Annotated in this window: 14 protein-coding genes and 5 tRNA genes; 5 read left to right on the forward strand and 14 right to left on the reverse strand. The window is 58.4% G+C overall.

Translation table 11 applies throughout. The features are described 5' to 3' along the window. Window positions 1-25 precede the first annotated feature (25 nt). Both phnX and JUI81_RS08855 read left to right on the forward strand, forming a co-directional pair. Entirely contained in the window at window positions 26-853 is an 828-nt protein-coding gene (gene phnX / locus JUI81_RS08850; RefSeq protein ID WP_204124119.1) for a phosphonoacetaldehyde hydrolase, read from the forward strand. Window positions 854-1045: 192 nt separating this feature from the next. Next, entirely contained in the window at window positions 1046-1594 is a 549-nt protein-coding gene (locus JUI81_RS08855; protein ID WP_204124120.1) for a cytochrome b, read from the forward strand. Here the strand turns inward: JUI81_RS08855 and JUI81_RS08860 are convergent. Together JUI81_RS08860 and JUI81_RS08865 are read right to left on the reverse strand one after the other, a co-directional pair. Further along, window positions 1591-2523, reverse strand: coding sequence for a 1-aminocyclopropane-1-carboxylate deaminase/D-cysteine desulfhydrase (locus tag JUI81_RS08860; protein ID WP_204124121.1), 933 nt, complete (start codon window positions 2521-2523; stop codon window positions 1591-1593). The two genes, JUI81_RS08855 and JUI81_RS08860, sit on opposite strands and share 4 nt — an antisense overlap. A gap of 202 nt (window positions 2524-2725) precedes the next feature. Beyond that, window positions 2726-4765, reverse strand: a complete 2040-nt coding sequence (locus JUI81_RS08865; protein ID WP_204124122.1) for an NADPH-dependent 2,4-dienoyl-CoA reductase — start codon at window positions 4763-4765, stop codon at window positions 2726-2728. Window positions 4766-4973: 208 nt separating this feature from the next. Here JUI81_RS08865 and JUI81_RS08870 point away from each other — a divergent pair, with 208 nt between their 5' ends. Both JUI81_RS08870 and JUI81_RS08875 read left to right on the forward strand, forming a co-directional pair. Beyond that, complete coding sequence (locus tag JUI81_RS08870) at window positions 4974-6104, forward strand: carbon-nitrogen hydrolase family protein (protein ID WP_019580012.1); 1131 nt, start codon at window positions 4974-4976, stop codon at window positions 6102-6104. Between the two features lie 3 nt (window positions 6105-6107). Beyond that, complete coding sequence (locus JUI81_RS08875; protein WP_204124123.1) at window positions 6108-7193, forward strand: AraC family transcriptional regulator; 1086 nt, start codon at window positions 6108-6110, stop codon at window positions 7191-7193. A 291-nt stretch (window positions 7194-7484) separates the two neighbouring features. Here JUI81_RS08875 and JUI81_RS08880 read toward each other — a convergent pair whose 3' ends face one another. From JUI81_RS08880 to JUI81_RS08935, 12 genes are all read right to left on the reverse strand, one after another. After that, a complete protein-coding gene (locus JUI81_RS08880; protein WP_019580010.1) occupies window positions 7485-8330 on the reverse strand; it encodes a DUF2242 domain-containing protein in 846 nt (281 codons plus the stop codon). 278 nt (window positions 8331-8608) lie between these two features. Then, the gene (locus JUI81_RS08885; protein ID WP_019580009.1) at window positions 8609-10480 is read right to left on the reverse strand and encodes a SurA N-terminal domain-containing protein; all 1872 of its coding nucleotides are present in this window, start codon (window positions 10478-10480) and stop codon (window positions 8609-8611) included. A 102-nt stretch (window positions 10481-10582) separates the two neighbouring features. Next, a tRNA-Asp gene (locus JUI81_RS08890) sits at window positions 10583-10659 on the reverse strand. Between the two features lie 53 nt (window positions 10660-10712). Next, on the reverse strand, window positions 10713-10985 hold the full coding sequence (locus JUI81_RS08895) for an HU family DNA-binding protein (protein WP_002552737.1): 273 nt from the start codon (window positions 10983-10985) through the stop codon (window positions 10713-10715). A 151-nt stretch (window positions 10986-11136) separates the two neighbouring features. Continuing rightward, the gene (gene lon / locus JUI81_RS08900; RefSeq protein WP_007940400.1) at window positions 11137-13533 is read right to left on the reverse strand and encodes an endopeptidase La; all 2397 of its coding nucleotides are present in this window, start codon (window positions 13531-13533) and stop codon (window positions 11137-11139) included. Between the two features lie 232 nt (window positions 13534-13765). After that, window positions 13766-15049 (reverse strand): ATP-dependent Clp protease ATP-binding subunit ClpX, encoded by a 1284-nt coding sequence (gene clpX, locus JUI81_RS08905; protein WP_018925424.1) that lies wholly within the window; start codon window positions 15047-15049, stop codon window positions 13766-13768. Window positions 15050-15155: 106 nt separating this feature from the next. Further along, window positions 15156-15794 carry an ATP-dependent Clp endopeptidase proteolytic subunit ClpP gene (clpP, locus tag JUI81_RS08910; RefSeq protein WP_018925423.1) on the reverse strand — a complete coding sequence of 213 codons (639 nt, stop codon included), beginning with the start codon at window positions 15792-15794 and terminating at the stop codon, window positions 15156-15158. A gap of 93 nt (window positions 15795-15887) precedes the next feature. Further along, window positions 15888-17198: a trigger factor gene (gene tig / locus JUI81_RS08915; RefSeq protein ID WP_019580008.1), complete on the reverse strand. Its 1311-nt coding sequence runs from the start codon at window positions 17196-17198 to the stop codon at window positions 15888-15890. Window positions 17199-17598: 400 nt separating this feature from the next. Beyond that, a tRNA-His gene (locus JUI81_RS08920) sits at window positions 17599-17674 on the reverse strand. A 78-nt stretch (window positions 17675-17752) separates the two neighbouring features. Continuing rightward, window positions 17753-17837 (reverse strand) — tRNA-Leu (locus tag JUI81_RS08925). A gap of 57 nt (window positions 17838-17894) precedes the next feature. Continuing rightward, window positions 17895-17970, reverse strand: a tRNA-His gene (locus tag JUI81_RS08930). A gap of 32 nt (window positions 17971-18002) precedes the next feature. Beyond that, window positions 18003-18079 (reverse strand) — tRNA-Arg (locus tag JUI81_RS08935). 275 nt (window positions 18080-18354) lie between these two features. Between JUI81_RS08935 and folD the strand changes: the two genes are divergently transcribed. Beyond that, window positions 18355-19209, forward strand: coding sequence for a bifunctional methylenetetrahydrofolate dehydrogenase/methenyltetrahydrofolate cyclohydrolase FolD (folD, locus tag JUI81_RS08940; RefSeq protein WP_019580007.1), 855 nt, complete (start codon window positions 18355-18357; stop codon window positions 19207-19209). Window positions 19210-19324: the final 115 nt, after the last annotated feature.

Raw genomic sequence — 19324 nt, forward strand, 5'->3', positions numbered from 1 at the left:
AATTCCCCAAGACAGGATATGAGACATGAACTACAGCAACCCAACCAAACTGCAAGCCGCCATCCTCGACTGGGCCGGCACCGTGGTCGACTTCGGCTCCTTCGCCCCGACACAGATTTTCGTCGAAGCCTTCGCCGAGTTCGACGTCCAGGTTTCCATCGAAGAAGCCCGTGGGCCGATGGGCATGGGCAAGTGGGACCACATCCGCACCCTGTGCGATCAGCCACAAGTTGCCGAGCGTTATCGCCAGGTGTTCGGCCGCACGCCGACCGACGATGACGTCACCGCCATCTACCAACGCTTCATGCCGCTGCAGATCGAAAAAATCGCCGAACATTCGGCGCTGATTCCGGGCGCCCTGGACACCATCGCCAACTTGCGCCAACAAGGGATCAAGATCGGCTCGTGCTCCGGCTACCCGAAACAGGTCATGGACAAAGTGGTGGAACTGGCCGCCAGCAACGGCTACGTCACCGATCACGTGGTCGCCACCGACGAAGTACCCAACGGCCGCCCATGGCCCGCTCAGGCCCTGGCCAATGTGATTGCGCTGGGCATCGACGACGTCGCGGCCTGCGTGAAGATCGACGACACGGTGCCAGGCATTCTCGAAGGTCGCCGTGCCGGCATGTGGACCGTGGCGTTGATCTGCTCCGGTAACGCGCTGGGTCTGGACTACGAAGGTTATCGCGCGCTAAGCAGCGACAAACTCGCCAGCGAACGCAAGCGCATTCATGCTCTGTTCGAAGGCTTGCGACCGCACTACATGATCGACACCATCAGCGACTTGCCCGAGGTGATCGCCGACATCAACAAGCGTCTGGCCAATGGCGAAATGCCGCAAACCAACTGATTACCCCTCTCGCCTCATAAAAAAAGCGTCAGTTCCTTTGATGGAGCTGGCGCTTTTTTGTGGTCGATCACTTGATTTAGAGCATTGAACGGCCCATTTGCCTCGGGCAAATCCTGCGAAACAGGATTACAGTTAGTGCACGCCGTCGAACAAGAACGGTGACTTCAGACCAGAATTGTGAGGAAACACCGTATGCCCTGGAAGAATTCCGAATCACGCTACAGCACCGTATCGATCGCGCTGCACTGGTTGATGCTGGTTCTGTTAATACTGGTCTACGCCTGTATCGAATTTCGCGGGATCTTTCCCAAAGGCAGTGGCGGCCGGACGCTGATCAAGGAAGCACACTTCATGCTCGGCCTGACCGTGTTCGTCCTGGTCTGGTTGCGGCTGTTCGCCCGTAGCCTGGGGCCGGCACCGCAGATATTCCCCGCCTCCCCTCGCTGGCAAACCGTGGTTGCCAGGCTGATGCATTGGGCACTGTATATTTTCATGATCACCGTGCCGGTTCTGGGTTGGCTGATTACCAGCGCCGAGGGGCATCGGGTGATGTTCTATGGCGTCGACTTGCCATCGCTGATCGAAGAAAACAAACCGCTGGCCAAGCAGTTCCAAGGCTGGCATGAGCTCGGCGCCACCATCGGTTATTGGCTGATCGGGTTGCACGCGGTGGCCGGGATTTACCACCACTATGTGGTGCGCGATAACACCTTGCTGCGGATGATGCCCAAACGCGGTTAATCGCGACCGCTTTGCTCGAAACCCCGGCGGCCCTGCAAGCCGCCGGTGTGGATGAAGATCAGGCGCGTGCCTTGGGGAAATTTACCGGCGTCGACCTGTTGCTTGAGAGCCATGAGCGCTTTGCCGGTGTACAGCGGCTCGAAAAGAATGCCGCTGGCCTGTTCGGTCTGCTCGATGAATGCAAGCAGCTGCGGATCGACTTTGGCAAAACCGCCACGGCTGGCGTCCAGTAGTTCATACAAAGGATCGACCCAACCGGCTTCCTGCCCAATCATCTCGACCTGCTGCGCCACGCCATGATCATCGGGCACCGCCAGCGCGCCATACACCGGGTGTTCACCCGCCTCGGCCAGCACCAGACCGGCCAGGGTCGTGCCCGTTCCGCAGGCCAGCCACCAGCCGTCGTAATGGCTCCAGCCCAGACCACTCAGTTGCTCGCGGGCCTGCGCCACCAGCTGCATGCAGCCCTTCGCCCCACGCAAGCCACCACCCCCTTCCGGCACCGGTTGCAGCTCGGGATACTGCGCCCGCCATGGCTGCCAGAAGCCCGGTTCATGCCGCGCTCGATAACCGCCATAACCCAGCCAGTGCAACTGCATGCCGAACGCCTGTAAGTCCTTTACTGTCGGGGTGTCTTGCGGATGCCCGCGCAGCAAACCGACCGTGGTGAACCCGAAGCGCTTGCCTGCGGCGGCCAATGCGTGGAGATGGTTGGAGTGAGCACCGCCCAGGCTGATGATGCCTTGGGCGCCGTTCTGGTCGGCGGCTTTCAGGTGTTCGATGAGTTTGAACCATTTGTTGCCGCTGATCAGCGGGTCGATCTGGTCCAGACGCAGGATGGCGACGTCGATGCCGGCGGTGGTGAGCCAGTCGAGGTGAAGTAGTTCGAGGGGGGCTTGGGGGAGCCAGTCTGTTGGAGGGGAAAGCATTGATGCGTTACGTTCTGACGAAAAACAGGAGTCTATCAGCCAGCACGATCCCTGTAGCAGCTGCCGAAGGCTGCGTTCGGCTGCGAAGCAGTCGTCAATCCTGACACCTCGGTTTATCTGGAATACCGCGATGGCTGATTTTGCGACTGCTGCGCAGCCGAACGCAGGCTGCGCCAGCTGCTACAAGGGATATCTGCGAACGTTAGAGTTCAGCCGCCAACCGCGACCCCTGGTTGATCGCACGCTTGGCATCCAGCTCCGCCGCCACGTCCGCGCCGCCGATCAAGTGCACGTTCTGCCCGGCCGCAACCAAACCGTCGTGCAACTCGCGCAATGGATCCTGCCCGGCGCAGATCACGATGTTGTCCACCGGCAGCACCTGCGGTTCGCCGCTTTCGCCGATGCGGATGTGCAGGCCTTCGTCGTCGATCTTCAGGTACTCGACGCTGTTGAGCATTTGCACCTTTTTGTTCTTCAGACCGGTGCGGTGAATCCAGCCCGTGGTCTTGCCCAGGCCATCGCCGACCTTGGAGGTCTTGCGTTGCAGCAGGAACACTTCACGAGCCGGCGCATGCGGCGCAGCCTTGATGCCCGCGACACCGCCACGCGCTTCAAGGTGCGTATCGATGCCCCACTCCTTCCAGAACGCTTCGCGGTCCTGACTGGTGGCCACGCCTTCGTGCACGAGGAATTCCGACACGTCGAAACCGATACCGCCAGCGCCGATCACCGCGACGCGTTTGCCCACCGGTTTACGCTCGAGGAACACGTCCAGGTAGCTCAGCACCTTGGCGTGCTCGACACCCGGGATCGCTGGCACCCGTGGCGCGATGCCGGTGGCCAGGATGATTTCGTCGTAACCGCCCTCGACCAGCTGCGCCACATCCACACGGGTGTTCAGGCACAGCTCGACGTTGCTGGTCTGCAACTTGCGGTTGAAGTAGCGCAGGGTTTCGAAGAACTCTTCCTTGCCCGGCACGCGCTTGGCGATGTTGAACTGACCGCCGATTTCACTGGCCGAATCGAACAGCGTCACCTGATGACCGCGTTCGGCGGCCACGGTGGCGGCGGACAGCCCCGCAGGACCGGCGCCAACCACGGCGATTTTCTTGATCTGTTGCACCGGCAGGTAATTGAGTTCGGTTTCATGGCAGGCCCGCGGGTTCACCAGGCAACTGGTCAACTTGCCGCCGAACGTGTGATCCAGGCAAGCCTGGTTGCAACCGATGCAGGTATTGATTTCATCGCCACGGCCGGCCGCCGCCTTGTTGACGAAGTCCGGGTCGGCGAGGAACGGCCGCGCCATCGACACCATGTCGGCATCGCCTTCGGCCAGGATCTGCTCGGCGACTTCCGGGGTGTTGATGCGGTTGGTGGTGATCAGCGGAATACTCACCGAACCACGCAGTTTCGCCGTGACCTTGCTGAACGCTGCACGCGGCACCTTGGTGGCAATGGTCGGAATCCGCGCTTCGTGCCAGCCGATGCCGGTGTTGATGATGGTCGCGCCCGCCTGCTCGATGGCCTTGGCCAATTGCACGATTTCTTCCCAGGTGCTACCGCCCTCCACCAGGTCGAGCATCGACAGGCGGAAGATAATGATGAAGTTCGGGCCGACCGCTTCGCGCACCCGACGGACGATTTCCACCGGCAGGCGCATGCGGTTTTCGTAGGCGCCGCCCCAGCGGTCAGTGCGATGGTTGGTGTGGGCCGCGAGGAACTGGTTAATGAAATAACCTTCGGAACCCATGATCTCGACGCCGTCGTACTCGGCTTTTTGCGCCAGGGTCGAGCAGGTAACGAAATCGCTGATCTGCTTCTCGATGCCTTCCTCGTCCAGCTCTTTAGGCTTGAACGGGTTGATCGGCGCCTGGATCGCGCTCGGCGCCACCTGTTTCGGGCTGTAGGCATAACGCCCGGCGTGAAGGATCTGCATGCAGATCTTGCCTCCCGCCTCGTGCACCGCGCGGGTGACGATCCGGTGTTTGAGCGCTTCTTCCTCGGTGGTCAGCTTGGCCGCGCCCGAGTAAACCCCGCCCTCTTCGTTGGGGCCGATACCGCCGGTGACCATCAAGCCAACGCCGCCACGGGCACGTTCGGCGAAGTACGCGGCCATGCGCTCGAAACCACCGGGCTTTTCCTCAAGACCGGTGTGCATCGAACCCATCAGGGTACGGTTGCGCAACGTGGTAAAACCCAGGTCCAGCGGGGCCAACAGGTGCGGGTAATGAGCGGCGGCCATCGGTAACTCCACAACGAGCGATCACGGAAAGTTTGCAGGAGCTCTTCGGCCCCCGTCAGTCATGTTCGACAGACTAAGAGTCGCACCGCTGTCACTCAATGACCGTAACTGACAACTTATTGATCCAAATGCGCAGCGCCCCTTGGCAAGCGCAGGCATGCGCCCTACCCTAGTCGCGAACCCTGCACACGGCCGCTGACTGTTTTCCATGCGCAAACTTCTGTACCTGACCCTCTCCATGGCGTTGATCGCCGTCCTGACGACCTACGCGATGTGGGCCGCGGACCGTCCGGTGGGTCATTACCTGTCGGACCTGCGCATCAATCTCGCGGTCGATCAGGGCACGCCCGCCGATCGTGGCAATCTGCTGGGCATCCAGCCCGAACTGTTCCCCACCGACTATCAAAGTCCTGAACGCCTGCACCGCAAGCTCGCGGCCTATTTGCAGAAGGCCCAGGACCAGGGCCTGCTGAATGAAAAAACCATCGTCGTACTGCCTGAACATGTCGGCACCTGGCTGATGGTCAGCGGCGAGAAAGACGAGCTGTACCAGGCCACCACCCTCAAGGAAGCCATGAACTGGCTGGCGGCGAGCAACCCGCTGCAGTTCATCCGCGCCCTGATCAGCGCCGAAGGCAGCAACCGTCTCGACGACGCGCACTTGCGGATGAAAGCCAAACGCATGGCCAAGGATTACCAGGCGCTGTTCGGTGGCCTGGCGAAAGAGTTCCACGTGACCCTGGTGGCCGGTTCCATCGTGCTGCCCGAGCCGAGCGTCAGCGACGGCACCCTGCACATCGGCCACGGCGCGCTGTACAACAGCAGCGTGGTGTTCGGTCGCGACGGCCTGCCAATCGGCCAGCCCCAGCGACAAGTGCACCCGACGTTCGCTGGACGTGGCACGCTCCAAGGCAATTCCGATCATCCGGTCAACGTCGTCGACACCCCGGCCGGACGCCTCGGCGTGCTGATCGGCAGCGACAGCTGGTACCCCGACAACTACCGCAAACTTGACGACCAAGGCGCGCAACTGGTGGCAGTCCCGGCGTTCGTCGTCGGGCGTGGGTCCTGGGATCAACCATGGCGCGGCTATAAAGGCCTGCCCGCGCCGAGTTCTGTCAGCCTCAAGGCCGGCGAACTCAGCGAAGGTCAAGCCTGGCAGCGGCTGACGCTGACCGCCCAACCACCGGCCAGCCAGAGCATCGCCGGCATGAGCGTGTTCCTGCGCGGTCAGTTCTGGGACAAGAGCTGCGCCGGTCAAAGCTTCCTCAGCAGCAACGGGCAGCATTTCGCCGACGGCGATGCCCGCGGCGCGCAATTGCTGAACCTCTGGTTGTAAGCGATGAAACCGCAGCCGATGCGCCTCGGGGATCTGTCGGTGGGCTTCGTCCATAGCCTGGCCGACGCCGTGCGCAGCCATGGCCTGGACCCACAACCGTTGCTGGAACAGTACGGCCTCGACGCCGCGCGACTGGCCGAAGCCGGCGCCCGCCTGTCGATCCCGCGCTACATGCGCCTGGGCCACGGCGCTATTCAACTGACCGACGACCCGGCGCTGGGTTTGCGCATGGGCCAGCTCAGCCGCCTGAGCCAGGCCGGCCTCGCCGGCGTCACCGCCGCCCAGGCCCCCACCGTGCGCGAAGCGGCGCGCTGCCTGATTCGTTTCGAAGCGCTGTACGGCTCCAACTATCGAGGCCAGTCGAGCTTTCACGAAGACGCCCAAGGCGCCTGGCTGCGGTTCTATTCGATCAGCCCCTACAACGCCTACAACCGCTTCGTGGTGGATTCGATCATCGCTGGCTGGTTGCAGCAATTGTCCAGCGTGAGCCCTGCCCCGCTGCGTGCCGAACGAATCGAGATCGAATTTGACGCGCCGGATTACCGTGACGCCTATGCCGTACTCGGCGACTGTCCGATCCAGTTTGGCGCCGAACAGAATCAACTGCGCCTGAGCCTGGACAGCCTCGCCCAGCGCAATCCGGAGCACTGCCCGAGCACCTGGCGGCACCTGCTGCAACTGTGTGAACGGGAACTTGAGCAACTGACACGCACCCGCAGCCTGCGTGAACGCATCACTCAGTTGCTGGGCCCGTTGCTCAATGGTGGCCGGGAACCCGACCTGGAAGAAGTGGCGGCACGCCTGAAGCTGCCAACCTGGACCTTGCGTCGCAAACTCGCCGAGGAAGGCACGCAATTTCGTGCAATTCTCAACGATACACGCCGTGACCTGGCCATGACCTACATCCGCGACACTGAACTGGCGTTCGGCGAAATCGCCTATCTGCTGGGGTTTGCCTCAGCCGAAGCCTTTCAGCGGGCCTTCAAACGCTGGAATGGCCAGACGCCCGGCGAGTTTCGCCGCAGTCATCGCAATTACAGCTCGGTTGCGTCTTCGGCCGGTTCCAGCGGGTCCAGTTCAAACGCCTGATACTCGAGCAGTTCTTCTTGATAATCGTCCATTATTAAACCCCCATCGCTTGTTGAAAAAATCGCTTGAATAAATGACCAACGCCTTGAGCATAAAGTGCCCGCATGAAAGAAAAATGACGCGGGCACGACACTACGTCGCTACTGAATAAAACGTAGCAGGTGGTCAGGAATTTATCACTGGATTTTTCGATACGGGCTGTAGGAATACAGCCCGACTTGATGTGGATCAGTCTTGAAAGACGTTACGGGAGCGGTATCGTCTGACCCGCTCCCATAAGAAGCAAGCCCACTACTGGCCGGAGACAGGTATCGCCGAAATCGGCTCGGTCGGCGGCGGCAGCGTGCTCGAGTCCGCTACTGGAGTGACCGTTTCCGTGGACGACGTCGGCTCGGTGCTCTTGGTCGGGGTAATCGGCGCTGTTTCAGCAGGCGGCGCAACAGGCTCCGAAGTGGCAGGCGCGGCGGCAGGTGCGGGCTCGGCTGCTGGCGCTGGCGCAGGATCGGCCGCCGGTGCCGGGGTTGGCGCCAACTGAGCCGGTGCAGCCTTGGCTTCAGGCATCCCCAGTTCGGTTTTCGGCTTCTCGATAATGTGCGCGGCCTTCTTCGCTTCCGGCGGCAGGAACAGTTCGACCAGGGTAAAGAAACGCTCGTAGAACTTGGCCGAGGACACGGTTTCACTCGCGACCTTGACCATCGAATCATCGGACGAGCCGATCGGCATCGATACCGAGCCCAATACGCCGACGCCGAGGCTGGCGGAGTTGTTGGTCTTTTTCAGCGCATATCGGTCCTGCAGGGCGTTGGCGAACATGGTCGCATGGTGCCCCTCGCTGCCGTCATCGGCACAAACCACGTTGAAGCTGATCTCCATATGGGTTTCGCCGGTCTGCTGGAAGCTCTTGTGCCCACTGACCAGTTTCGGATCGCTGCTGGTGATGATGTAACCCTGGCTAAGCAAGGCCCGACGGGCGGCTTCGCAGGTTTGCGCATCGGTCACCGGGTAGCTGCGCGAAAACGTTCCCGAGTCGTCGAAGTTCTCATGCTCATAGATGGCGGCCTTCTTCGACGAACAACCGGCAGCGGCGGCCAGCACCAAGGCCAGCCCTACAACACGCATGGGAATTGATTTAAACATTGAACATCCTGAGGAAAACGGTTCGAGGCGTATTGTGCAACAGATCGATGCTTAGCGGAGCAACGATTGTCTAAAACGGCTACAGATTCATTGACCATCATCTCGGGAGAAAGTCCCGCCGGAGCAAAAATCAAAAGATCGCAGCCTGCGGCAGCGCCTAAAGATGACCGCGATCCCCTGAAAGCGCTAGCGCAGGCTGCGATCTTTTCGTTTCCCCCATAAAAAAACCCCAACCTTTCGGCTGGGGTCCTTTGTGTCGCGCAAAGCTCAGTCAGGCATCAGAAACGCTTGATCTCAGCCTCACGCTCCAGCAGCTTGCGGTAGGCCGCGAAGTCTTGCTGGCCAATGCGCGAGGCGAGGAAGCGACGGTATTGAGCCTTCTCTTCTTCGGTCGGCGCAGCGCCTTCATTCACGCCGTTCAGACGCACGACCACCAGGCTACCATCGGCCAAGGTCACGCTGCTGAAGGTCGGCTTGTCCTTGGAGACTGGCTTGGGCATGCGGAACAACGCTTGCAGCACGGTTGGGTCGACCCCTTCCTGAGCGCGAGTCGCGGTTGCGGTGACTTTCCAGTTCTGACCATCGATCGCCTTGTCCAGTGCGGTCTTGCCATCACGCAAGCTGGCGATCAGTTGATCGGCCTTGGTCTTGGCGGCGGCACTCGCGTGCTCCTTGGTCAATTGCACGCGGATGCTGGCAGCCACGCTTTCCAGCGGCAGTTGCTCAGGCTTGCGGTGCTCCTTGGCGCGCAGCACGATCACGGTTTCCGGATCCAGCTCGATGGCGGTGCTGTTGGCACCCTCATCCAGCACTTCAGGACTGAATGCAGCGGTCACTACGGCACGATTGGCCGCAACGCCTTCGCCACCTTCACGGCCGAATGGCGCGGACGTGTGAACGGTCAGCTTCAGGTCTTGTGCCGGCTGGGCCAGATCAGAGGACTCGAACGAGGAGTCTTCCAATTGCTTGGTCGCTTCGACGAAACGCTGCTCGACTTGCTGGGTTTTCAACTCGCGGGTCAGCTTGTCTTTCAGGCTGGCGAACGTTGGCACTTCAGGCGCCTCGACACCCAACAGCTTGATCAGGTGGAAACCGAAATCAGTGCGAACCGGCTCCGAGACCTGATCCTTGGCCAACGAATACAGGGCTTTTTCAAACGCTGGATCGTAGACGCCCGGACCTGCAAAACCGAGGTCACCGCCGTTGTTCGCCGAACCTGGATCCTGGGAGAACTCCTTGGCCAGGGCCTCGAAACTCTCGCCTTTGGCCAGGCGCGCCTGAACTTCTTCGATCTTGGCCTTGGCTTGCGCCTCGGTCACCTTGTCGTTCACTTCGATCAGAATGTGCGCAGCCCGGCGTTGCTCGGACAGGTTTGCGGTTTCTTTCTGATACGCCGCTTGCAAGTCTTCGTCCTTGACGCTGACCTGATCGAAGAAGGATGCCTTCTTCAATTCAAGGTAATCGATGACCACCTGATCTGGCGTCATGAACTCCTTGGCGTGTTCGTCGTAGTAGGCCTTGACCTCATCGTCGGTCAGTTTCACTGCCGCCGGGTCTGCCTTGATGTTCACGGTGGCGAAATCGCGGGTCTGTTTTTCCAAACGGGCGAAGGCCAACACCTGTGCATCGGTGACGAAACCGCTACCGGCCAGGCCAGCGCGCAGCTGACCGATCAGCATTTCCTGAGCCAGCATCTGACGGAATTGCAGACGGCTGTAGCCCAGTTGACGGATCACCTGGTCGAAACGCTCGGGGCTGAACTTGCCGTCCACCTGGAATTCAGGCGTTTGCAGGATCACCTGATCCAAAGCGGCTTCGGAGAAAGCGAATTTCGATTTTTCTGCACCTTGCAGCAGCAGTTTGCGATCGATCAAGCCTTTGAGGGCCGATTCGCGCAGCATTTTTTCGTCGAGCAAGGAAGCATCGAAATCCTTGCCCAGCTGTTGCATGAGCTGACGGCGTTGCATATCGACCGCCTGGCTCAGCTCGTTCTGGCTGATTTCTTCGCCGTTGACCTTGGCCGCGTCATTTTTGTGCGTCGTGGCCTTGAAAATAGCGTCGAAACCGGTCAAAGCCATCAGTGCAACGATGACCCCGATAATGGTCTTGGCAATCCAGCCTTGTGAATTGTCCCTGATATTCTGCAGCATGCGTCCCCCAGAAACGGTTGAACTTCAAAATTAGGCAACCGTGGAGCGTGGGTAGAATCCGGATAGAAGAAAGGCGCATCCGAGGATGCGCCTTCTCGTAACTGGCGGAGCGGACGGGACTCGAACCCGCGACCCCCGGCGTGACAGGCCGGTATTCTAACCGACTGAACTACCGCTCCGCTGCCAAGTCAGGAATGACCCCGACCCGGATAGGCAAAAACCTGAATCGAACTTAGTTGACAGCTTCTTTCAGTGCTTTACCGGCTTTGAAACCTGGCTTTTTGGCTGCTGCGATTTCCAGCGTCTTACCGGTCTGTGGGTTACGACCGATGCGAGCTGGACGATCAGTCACGGAGAAAGTACCGAAACCAACCAGAACAACAGAATCACCAGCCTTGAGAGCGCCAGTGACGGATTCGATTACAGCGTCCAGCGCACGGCCAGCAGCAGCTTTCGGGATATCAGCGGATGCAGCGATAGCATCAATCAGTTCCGACTTGTTCACTCTAAGTCCCCTTATATCTATTTGAGTTTGATTCTAAGTTTTTTGGTGAAAGCAAAAAAAACGAGTGCTGAATGGCCTACAGACACTTAAGAGCCGCTTTATAACAAGGGCTCTAAAAAACTGTCAAGGAAGCCCCCCAGGCAAATGCGTACTAATGCGTGCTAATTCTTTCCTTAGAGTCAGACTCGCGTTTGTCATCCTTTGCAACGATCTCCGGAACCACATCCGGTAAGGGTTCCGGCGCGTATTGCAGCGCAATTTGCAGGACCTCGTCAATCCATTTAACGGGTTTAATCTGTAGATCTTGCTTGATGTTGTCAGGAATTTCCTTCAGATCGCGTACGTTCTCTTCAGGAATGATCACCGTCTTGATTCCGCCACGGTGAGCAGCCAGCAGTTTTTCCTTCAAGCCACCGATCGCCAGCACCTGACCACGCAAGGTGATTTCGCCGGTCATGGCGACGTCCGCTCTTACAGGAATGCCAGTCAATGCCGACACCAGGGCCGTGCACATGCCTACACCGGCGCTAGGGCCGTCTTTCGGGGTAGCCCCTTCAGGCATGTGGATATGGGTGTCGCGCTTCTCGTGGAAGTCCAGGGGAATCCCCAGGCTCTTCGCACGGCTGCGGACAACGGTCAGGGCTGCGGTGATCGATTCGACCATCACGTCACCCAGAGAACCGGTCTTGATCAATTGGCCTTTACCCGGCACGACTGCGGCTTCGATGGTCAGTAATTCGCCGCCCACCTGGGTCCACGCCAGGCCGGTGACCTGACCGATCTGATCCTGCTGCTCAGCCAGGCCGTAACGGAATTTACGCACGCCCAGGAAGTGTTCCAGCATCTCGGCAGTCACCTTCACCGAGAAGCGTTTTTCCAGAGCATGCTCTTTGACCGCCTTGCGGCAAACCTTGGCAATCTGGCGCTCCAGCCCACGTACACCGGCTTCGCGGGTGTAGTAGCGGATGATGTCGCGGATCGCTTCGGCGTCGAATTCCAGTTCGCCTTTTTTCAGTCCGTTGGCAGCAATCTGCTTGGGCGAAAGGTATTTGACGGCAATGTTGATCTTCTCGTCTTCGGTGTAACCCGGCAGACGAATCACTTCCATCCGGTCCAGCAGCGCCGGTGGAATATTCATCGAGTTGGAGGTGCACAGGAACATCACATCGGACAGGTCGTAGTCGACTTCCAGATAGTGATCGTTGAAGTTGTGGTTTTGCTCGGGGTCGAGCACTTCCAGCAACGCCGACGCCGGATCGCCACGCATGTCGCTGCCCATTTTGTCGATTTCATCGAGCAGGAACAGCGGGTTACGGACGCCCACCTTTGTCATCTTTTGAATCAATCTTCCTGGCATCGAACCGATATAAGTCCGGCGATGACCACGAATTTCCGCCTCATCGCGCACGCCGCCGAGGGCCATACGGACGAATTTGCGGTTGGTGGCATGCGCAATCGACTCCGCCAGAGAGGTTTTACCCACCCCTGGAGGACCGACCAGGCACAATACCGGGCCGCGAATCTTCTTCACGCGCTTCTGCACGGCGAGGTATTCAAGGATCCGCTCTTTGACTTCTTCCAGACCGTAGTGGTCGGCGTCGAGAATGTCCTCGGCACGGGCCAGGTCCAGGCGCACTTTGCTCTGGGCTTTCCATGGCACTTGAACCAGCCAGTCGATGTACGAACGCACCACGGTCGCTTCCGCGGACATTGGCGACATTTGCTTCAGCTTGTTCAGTTCGGCCTGAGCCTTGGCCAACGCATCTTTCGGCAGACCGGCGGCATCGATGCGCTTTTTCAGCTCTTCGATTTCGTTGTGGCCTTCGTCGCTGTCGCCCAGCTCTTTCTGAATGGCCTTCATCTGCTCATTCAGGTAGTACTCGCGCTGGCTGCGCTCCATTTGCTTCTTAACGCGGCCGCGAATGCGTTTTTCGACTTGCAGCAGATCGATCTCGGCATCCAGCAACGCCAGAACGTGCTCGACCCGGGCCGACAAATCGATGATTTCGAGGATTTCCTGCTTCTGCTCGATCTTCAGGGCCATATGCGCGGCCATGGTGTCGACCAGGCGACCTGGCTCGTCGATGCTGTTGAGCGACGACAGGACTTCAGCGGGGACTTTCTTGCCCAGCTGCACATATTGTTCGAACTGAGCCAGCAGGCTGCGGACAAACACTTCCGATTCGCGCTCAGGCGCTTCGGTTTCGTCGATCAGCGAGACTTCGGCACGGCAGTGGCCGTCGACTTCGCTGAAGCGCTCCACGGCGCCCCGCTGCTCGCCTTCGACAAGAACCTTGACGGTGCCGTCAGGCAGCTTGAGCAGCTGCAGAACGGTAGCAATGGTGCCTACGCGATAAAGTGCTTCTTCACCGGGATCGTCGTCAGCAGGATTCCGCTGAGCCAGCAGAAGGATCTGCTTGTCGCCCGTCATCGCTGCCTCGAGAGCTTCGATGGATTTCTCGCGCCCCACGAACAGCGGGATAACCATGTGCGGATAAACCACGACATCACGCAATGGCAGGAGAGGCAATTCGATGGTCGTCTTCATGATTTCGCCTCTACGGCGGCCATAAGGCCGTAAACAGATGGAAGTAAGCTTGAAACCAAGATGGGGGCTGTTTTCAAAAAAAACAAGCGGATAAAAGAATCACTTAAAAAATCAGAGCTTACGGTAGCGCCTGCATTTATCCCGGCGCATCCAGAAATTCAGGTTAGCTGCCCCCTCTCCCACAATAGCAAAGGGGCCCGAAGGCCCCTTCTTTATTCCAGCAGTGTGACGCTTAGGCGTCTGGCGCTGCCTTGGCAGTCGGCTCACTGTTCTCATAGAGATACAGAGGCTTGGACTTGCCTTCTATAACGCTTTCGTCGATCACTACTTTACTCACCTCGGACTGCGAGGGGATTTCATACATAGTGTCGAGCAATACACCTTCGAGAATCGAGCGCAGGCCACGGGCACCGGTTTTGCGTTCCAGGGCACGTTTGGCGACCGATTTCAGCGCGTCGGCCCGGAATTCCAGATCCACGCCTTCCATCTCGAACAGCTTGGCATACTGCTTGGTCAGAGCATTTTTTGGCTCGGTGAGAATCTGCATCAGCGCAGCCTCATCAAGCTCGTCCAGCGTGGCAAGTACCGGCAGACGACCGACGAATTCCGGGATCAGACCGAACTTGACCAGATCGTCAGGCTCGACTTCACGCAGGGATTCACCGACTTTCTTGCCTTCTTCCTTGCTGCGCACTTCTGCGTTGAAACCGATGCCGCCACGGGTGGAACGGTTTTGAATAACCTTTTCCAGACCGGAGAACGCACCACCGCAGATGAACAGGATGTTACGGGTGTCGACCTGAAGGAATTCCTGCTGCGGATGCTTGCGACCACCTTGAGGCGGAACGGAAGCGACCGTGCCTTCGATCAACTTGAGCAGGGCCTGCTGCACGCCTTCACCGGAAACGTCCCGGGTGATCGACGGGTTGTCAGACTTGCGCGAGATCTTGTCGATCTCATCGATGTAGACAATGCCCATCTGGGCCTTTTCTACGTCGTAATCGCACTTCTGCAGCAGCTTCTGAATGATGTTCTCGACATCTTCACCCACATAACCCGCCTCGGTGAGGGTGGTTGCGTCGGCGATGGTGAACGGAACGTTCAGCAAGCGGGCCAGAGTTTCGGCAAGCAGGGTTTTACCCGAGCCTGTCGGGCCGATCAGCAAGATGTTGCTTTTGCCGAGTTCGACGTCGTCATTCTTTTTGTCGCGCTGGTTCAGACGCTTGTAGTGGTTGTACACCGCTACGGCCAGAACCTTTTTCGCACGTTCCTGACCAATCACGTACTGATCAAGGATGCCGCTGATTTCTTTAGGCGAAGGCAATTTATGCGCGCTGCTTTCGGCCTGGGCTTCCTGCACCTCCTCACGGATGATGTCATTGCACAGGTCGACGCACTCGTCGCAGATAAAGACCGAGGGGCCGGCAATCAATTTGCGTACTTCATGCTGGCTTTTGCCACAGAAGGAGCAATAGAGCAGTTTGCCGTTGTCCTCGCCGTTGCGGGTGTCAGTCATTCGATCGATCCAAATCCGATAGGCTTGCAACACAAGATGAAGGCAATTGCAGGCTTTTTCAAGCCCGCAGGCGGTCAGTTACCCCGACCACCTACATTTGGGCTGCTTAGGCGGGCATTTTACGCTTGTCGATCACAGAGTCGATCAGGCCATATTCAGCCGCACGCTCAGCGCTCATGAAGTTGTCGCGCTCGGTATCGCGCTCGATGGTTTCGAGGCTCTGACCGGTGTGATGAGCCAACAGCTGGTTCAAACGCGAACGAATGTGGAGGATTTCCTTGGCATGGATGTCGATGTCCGACGCCTGACCCTGGAAGCCGCCCAACGGCTGGTGAATCATCATGCGCGAGTTCGGCAGGCAGAAACGCTTGCCGGCAGCACCACCGGCAAGCAGGAAGGCACCCATGCTGCAGGCCTGACCGATGCAGGTGGTGGAAACGTCTGGCTTGATGAACTGCATGGTGTCGTAGATCGACATGCCCGCAGTCACCGAACCGCCTGGTGAGTTGATGTAAAGATGGATGTCCTTGTCCGGGTTTTCCGCTTCAAGGAACAGCAGTTGCGCCGCAACCAGGTTGGCCATGTAGTCTTCTACCGGACCTACCAGGAAGATCACTCGCTCCTTCAACAGGCGCGAGTAGATGTCATAGGCACGTTCGCCACGGGCAGACTGCTCGATAACCATCGGGACCAGACCGCCTGCGGCCTGGATGTCAGAGCTCTGATAATAAGAATTGCGGGACATGTCTCGCAGTCACTCCCAAATAGTTATGTCTTGAATACGCATAAGCCAGCACGAAGGCTGGCTTATGGTGTGTACTTCTTACCGCAAAACCAATCAGTCGGCTTGTGGAGCTTCTACCGGCTTGACCGCTTCTTCGTAAGAGACCGATTTGTCGGTCACGCTAGCTTTCTGCAGAACAGTATCCACAACTTGCTCTTCCAGCACAACCGAACGGACTTCGTTCAGTTGCTGGTCGTTCTTGTAGTACCAGGACACAACCTGCTCAGGCTCTTGGTAGGCCGAAGCCATTTCCTGAATCATCTCGCGAACGCGGGCTTCGTCAGGCTTGAGGTCGAATTGCTTGACCACTTCAGCCACGATCAGACCCAGCACGACGCGGCGCTTGGCTTGCTCTTCGAACAGCTCGGCCGGCAGTTGGTCAGGCTTGATGTTGCCACCGAACTGCTGAACAGCCTGCACGCGCAGACGGTCGACTTCGTTGGACAGCAGAGCCTTAGGCACTTCGATCGGGTTGGTGGCCAACAGACCGTCCATCACCTGATTCTTGACCTTGGATTTGATCGCCTGACGCAGTTCGCGCTCCATGTTCTTGCGAACTTCGGTGCGGAAGCCTTCCAGACCGGTTTCCTTGATGCCGAATTGAGCGAAGAACTCTTCGGTCAGCTCTGGCAGTTTAGGCTCGGAAACGGTGTTCACGGTCACGGTGAACTCAGCAGTTTTGCCTGCCAGGTCGAGGTTCTGGTAGTCCTCTGGGAAGGTCAGGTTCAGAACGCGCTCTTCGCCGGCTTTAGCGCCAACCAGACCGTCTTCGAAACCAGGGATCATGCGGCCGGAACCCAGCACCAGCTGAGTACCCTTGGCAGAACCGCCTGCGAACACTTCACCGTCGACCTTGCCGACGAAATCGATGTTCAGCTGGTCTTCGTTCTGGGCAGCGCGATCGGCTACTTCAAAACGGGTGTTCTGCTTGCGCAGGACTTCCAGCATCTTGTCCAGATCGGCGTCAGCCACTTCGGCGCTCAGGCGCTCGACGGTGATGCCTTCGAAACCGGCAACGGTGAACTCAGGGAACACTTCGAATACAGCTACGTATTCCAGGTCCTTGCCCGCTTCCAGGGTTTTAGGTTCGATCGAAGGCGAACCAGCCGGGTTCAGCTTCTGCTCGACGACAGCTTCGTAGAAGGAAGACTGGATCACGTCGCCCACAGCTTCTTGACGCGCATCAGCCCCGAAACGCTGACGGATCACGCTCATTGGCACTTTGCCTGGACGGAAGCCAGCGATCTTGGCCTTTTGGGCAGTCTGCTGCAGACGCTTGTTGACCTGAGTCTCGATGCGCTCAGCCGGCACGGTGATGCTCATGCGGCGCTCAAGAGCAGAAGTATTTTCAACAGAAACTTGCATGGATATTCCTCGTTGCACAGACGTTAGCCGGCCGTTTCCGACCCCAGAATCAAGGGCATGCATTCTAGTGGGTCAAACTCAAGAAGTCACCCTACTGAAAACGGGTAAAAAAACAGCAGGCAATTTATAGGCGGGGACAAACGGTTGTGCCTCGCCCTGTTAGCAAATACAGCCAATCAAGCCAGGGCTCTGCACCCACCTTCCTATATATAGAAGGAATCGGCAATCCGTCCCTGACAGCCAACCCCGCGAGGGGATCGGCGGGCAAATCAGGCATCATCGAGAAACATAAATACGACGAAGCGACCTGCCCCTGCGACCCACAACCTGCAGCCGCCGACACTCAAACCACTGAAACAAAAAAGGCGCCAGACTGTTAAATCTGGCGCCTTTCGGAATATGGGGTGGACGATGGGGATCGAACCCACGACAACGGGAGTCACAATCCCGTGCTCTACCAACTGAGCTACGCCCACCATATTGCGTGACAAAGAAGCCAAACAACTTCTTTGTTGAACCTCAATCATGCCAAGCGGCATGAGTGAAGCTTTATTTGGTGCGGATGAAGAGACTCGAACTCTTACGCCTCGCGGCGCTGGAACCTAAATCCAGTGTGTCTACCAATTCCACCACATCCGCGGATTGAAGCTGTTAAAGCAAAGGCGCCAGACTATTAATCTGGCGCCTTTCGAAATATGGGGTGGACGATGGGGATCGAACCCACGACAACGGGAGTCACAATCCCGTGCTCTACCAACTGAGCTACGCCCACCATATCGCGCTACTTGTGCCAATGCTGCCTAATGGCGCACCCGGCAGGACTCGAACCTGCGACCATCCGCTTAGAAGGCGGATGCTCTATCCAGCTGAGCTACGGGCGCCTTGTTAATCTGTACCCTTGAAGGACTACAAACTAAGTGCTTTTCAGTCTTGCGAAACCGTAACTCCGCTCGACCTTCTTAACCAGTGCTAGGCTGTGCCCGACAAGTGCGACGAATAGTATAGAGCCCCCTGAAGGTCGTCAAATCCTTTTTGAAAAAAATTCATTTAATTAAAGGAGTTAGGGGAATTTGCAGACCAAGCGCCTTTGCCCTCACCTCGTGACATGCGAGAATGCGCTCTCTTTTTTTCCCCTCTCGATGGTTAATCACGCGCAATGACTGCACAACTAATCGACGGCAAATCGATCGCCGCCAGCCTGCGCCAGCAGATCGCCAAACGAGTTGCCGAGCGTCGCCAGCAAGGCCTGCGCACGCCCGGCCTCGCGGTGATCCTGGTCGGCAGCGATCCTGCCTCTCAGGTTTATGTCTCGCACAAGCGTAAAGACTGTGAAGAGGTCGGCTTCCTATCCCAAGCCTATGACCTGCCTGCCGACACCACTCAAGAAGCGCTGACCGATCTGATCGATCGCCTGAACGACGACCCGGCAATCGACGGCGTTCTGCTTCAGCTGCCTCTACCTGAACACCTGGACGCCTCCAAATTGCTGGAGCGCATTCGTCCCGACAAGGACGTCGACGGTTTCCACCCTTATAACGTCGGTCGCCTGGCCCAGCGCATTCCGCTGCTGCGCCCGTGCACGCCCAAAGGCATCATGACGCTACTGGAAAGCACCGGCGTCAATCTTTACGGGATGGACGCGGTCATTGTCGGGGCTTCCAACATTGTTGGTCGTCCGATGGCGATGGAACTGCTACTGGCCGGTTGCACCGTGACTGTCACCCACCGCTTCACCAAGGATCTGGCCAGCCAGGTCGGTCGCGCCGACCTGGTAGTGGTTGCCGCCGGCAAGCCGGGCCTGGTCAAAGGTGAGTGGATCAAGGAAGGCGCGATCGTGATCGACGTCGGCATCAACCGTCAGGAAGACGGCAAACTGGTCGGCGACGTGACTTACGAATCCGCCCTGGCCCGCGCCGGCTGGATCACTCCGGTACCGGGCGGCGTCGGCCCGATGACCCGCGCCTGCCTGCTGGAAAACACGTTGTACGCCGCAGAAACACTGCACAGCTGAGTTCACTCTCACCCTGCTGCACCCAAAAGAACCCCGCCCATCGCGGGGTTCTTTTTGCCCGTAGCAAACAGCTCGATCACAGAGGTCGGACAACTGCAAAGCCAAATAGTAAAGA

Origin of the sequence: Pseudomonas sp. 008 (assembly GCF_016861935.1) — a bacterium.
In the GTDB taxonomy this organism is placed as follows: Bacteria; Pseudomonadota; Gammaproteobacteria; order Pseudomonadales; family Pseudomonadaceae; genus Aquipseudomonas.

What these genes read in the sequence shown, in the direction of transcription:
- JUI81_RS08885 (WP_019580009.1), bottom strand. Translation starts at nt 10,480, where the DNA reads ATGCTGCAGAATATCAGGGACAATTCACAAGGCTGGATTGCCAAGACC.
- phnX (WP_204124119.1), top strand. Translation starts at nt 26, where the DNA reads ATGAACTACAGCAACCCAACCAAACTGCAAGCCGCCATCCTCGACTGG.
- lon (WP_007940400.1), bottom strand. Translation starts at nt 13,533, where the DNA reads ATGAAGACGACCATCGAATTGCCTCTCCTGCCATTGCGTGATGTCGTG.
- JUI81_RS08860 (WP_204124121.1), bottom strand. Translation starts at nt 2,523, where the DNA reads ATGCTTTCCCCTCCAACAGACTGGCTCCCCCAAGCCCCCCTCGAACTA.
- JUI81_RS08855 (WP_204124120.1), top strand. Translation starts at nt 1,046, where the DNA reads ATGCCCTGGAAGAATTCCGAATCACGCTACAGCACCGTATCGATCGCG.
- JUI81_RS08865 (WP_204124122.1), bottom strand. Translation starts at nt 4,765, where the DNA reads ATGGCCGCCGCTCATTACCCGCACCTGTTGGCCCCGCTGGACCTGGGT.
- clpX (WP_018925424.1), bottom strand. Translation starts at nt 15,049, where the DNA reads ATGACTGACACCCGCAACGGCGAGGACAACGGCAAACTGCTCTATTGC.
- tig (WP_019580008.1), bottom strand. Translation starts at nt 17,198, where the DNA reads ATGCAAGTTTCTGTTGAAAATACTTCTGCTCTTGAGCGCCGCATGAGC.
- JUI81_RS08880 (WP_019580010.1), bottom strand. Translation starts at nt 8,330, where the DNA reads ATGTTTAAATCAATTCCCATGCGTGTTGTAGGGCTGGCCTTGGTGCTG.
- clpP (WP_018925423.1), bottom strand. Translation starts at nt 15,794, where the DNA reads ATGTCCCGCAATTCTTATTATCAGAGCTCTGACATCCAGGCCGCAGGC.
- JUI81_RS08875 (WP_204124123.1), top strand. Translation starts at nt 6,108, where the DNA reads ATGAAACCGCAGCCGATGCGCCTCGGGGATCTGTCGGTGGGCTTCGTC.
- folD (WP_019580007.1), top strand. Translation starts at nt 18,355, where the DNA reads ATGACTGCACAACTAATCGACGGCAAATCGATCGCCGCCAGCCTGCGC.
- JUI81_RS08870 (WP_019580012.1), top strand. Translation starts at nt 4,974, where the DNA reads ATGCGCAAACTTCTGTACCTGACCCTCTCCATGGCGTTGATCGCCGTC.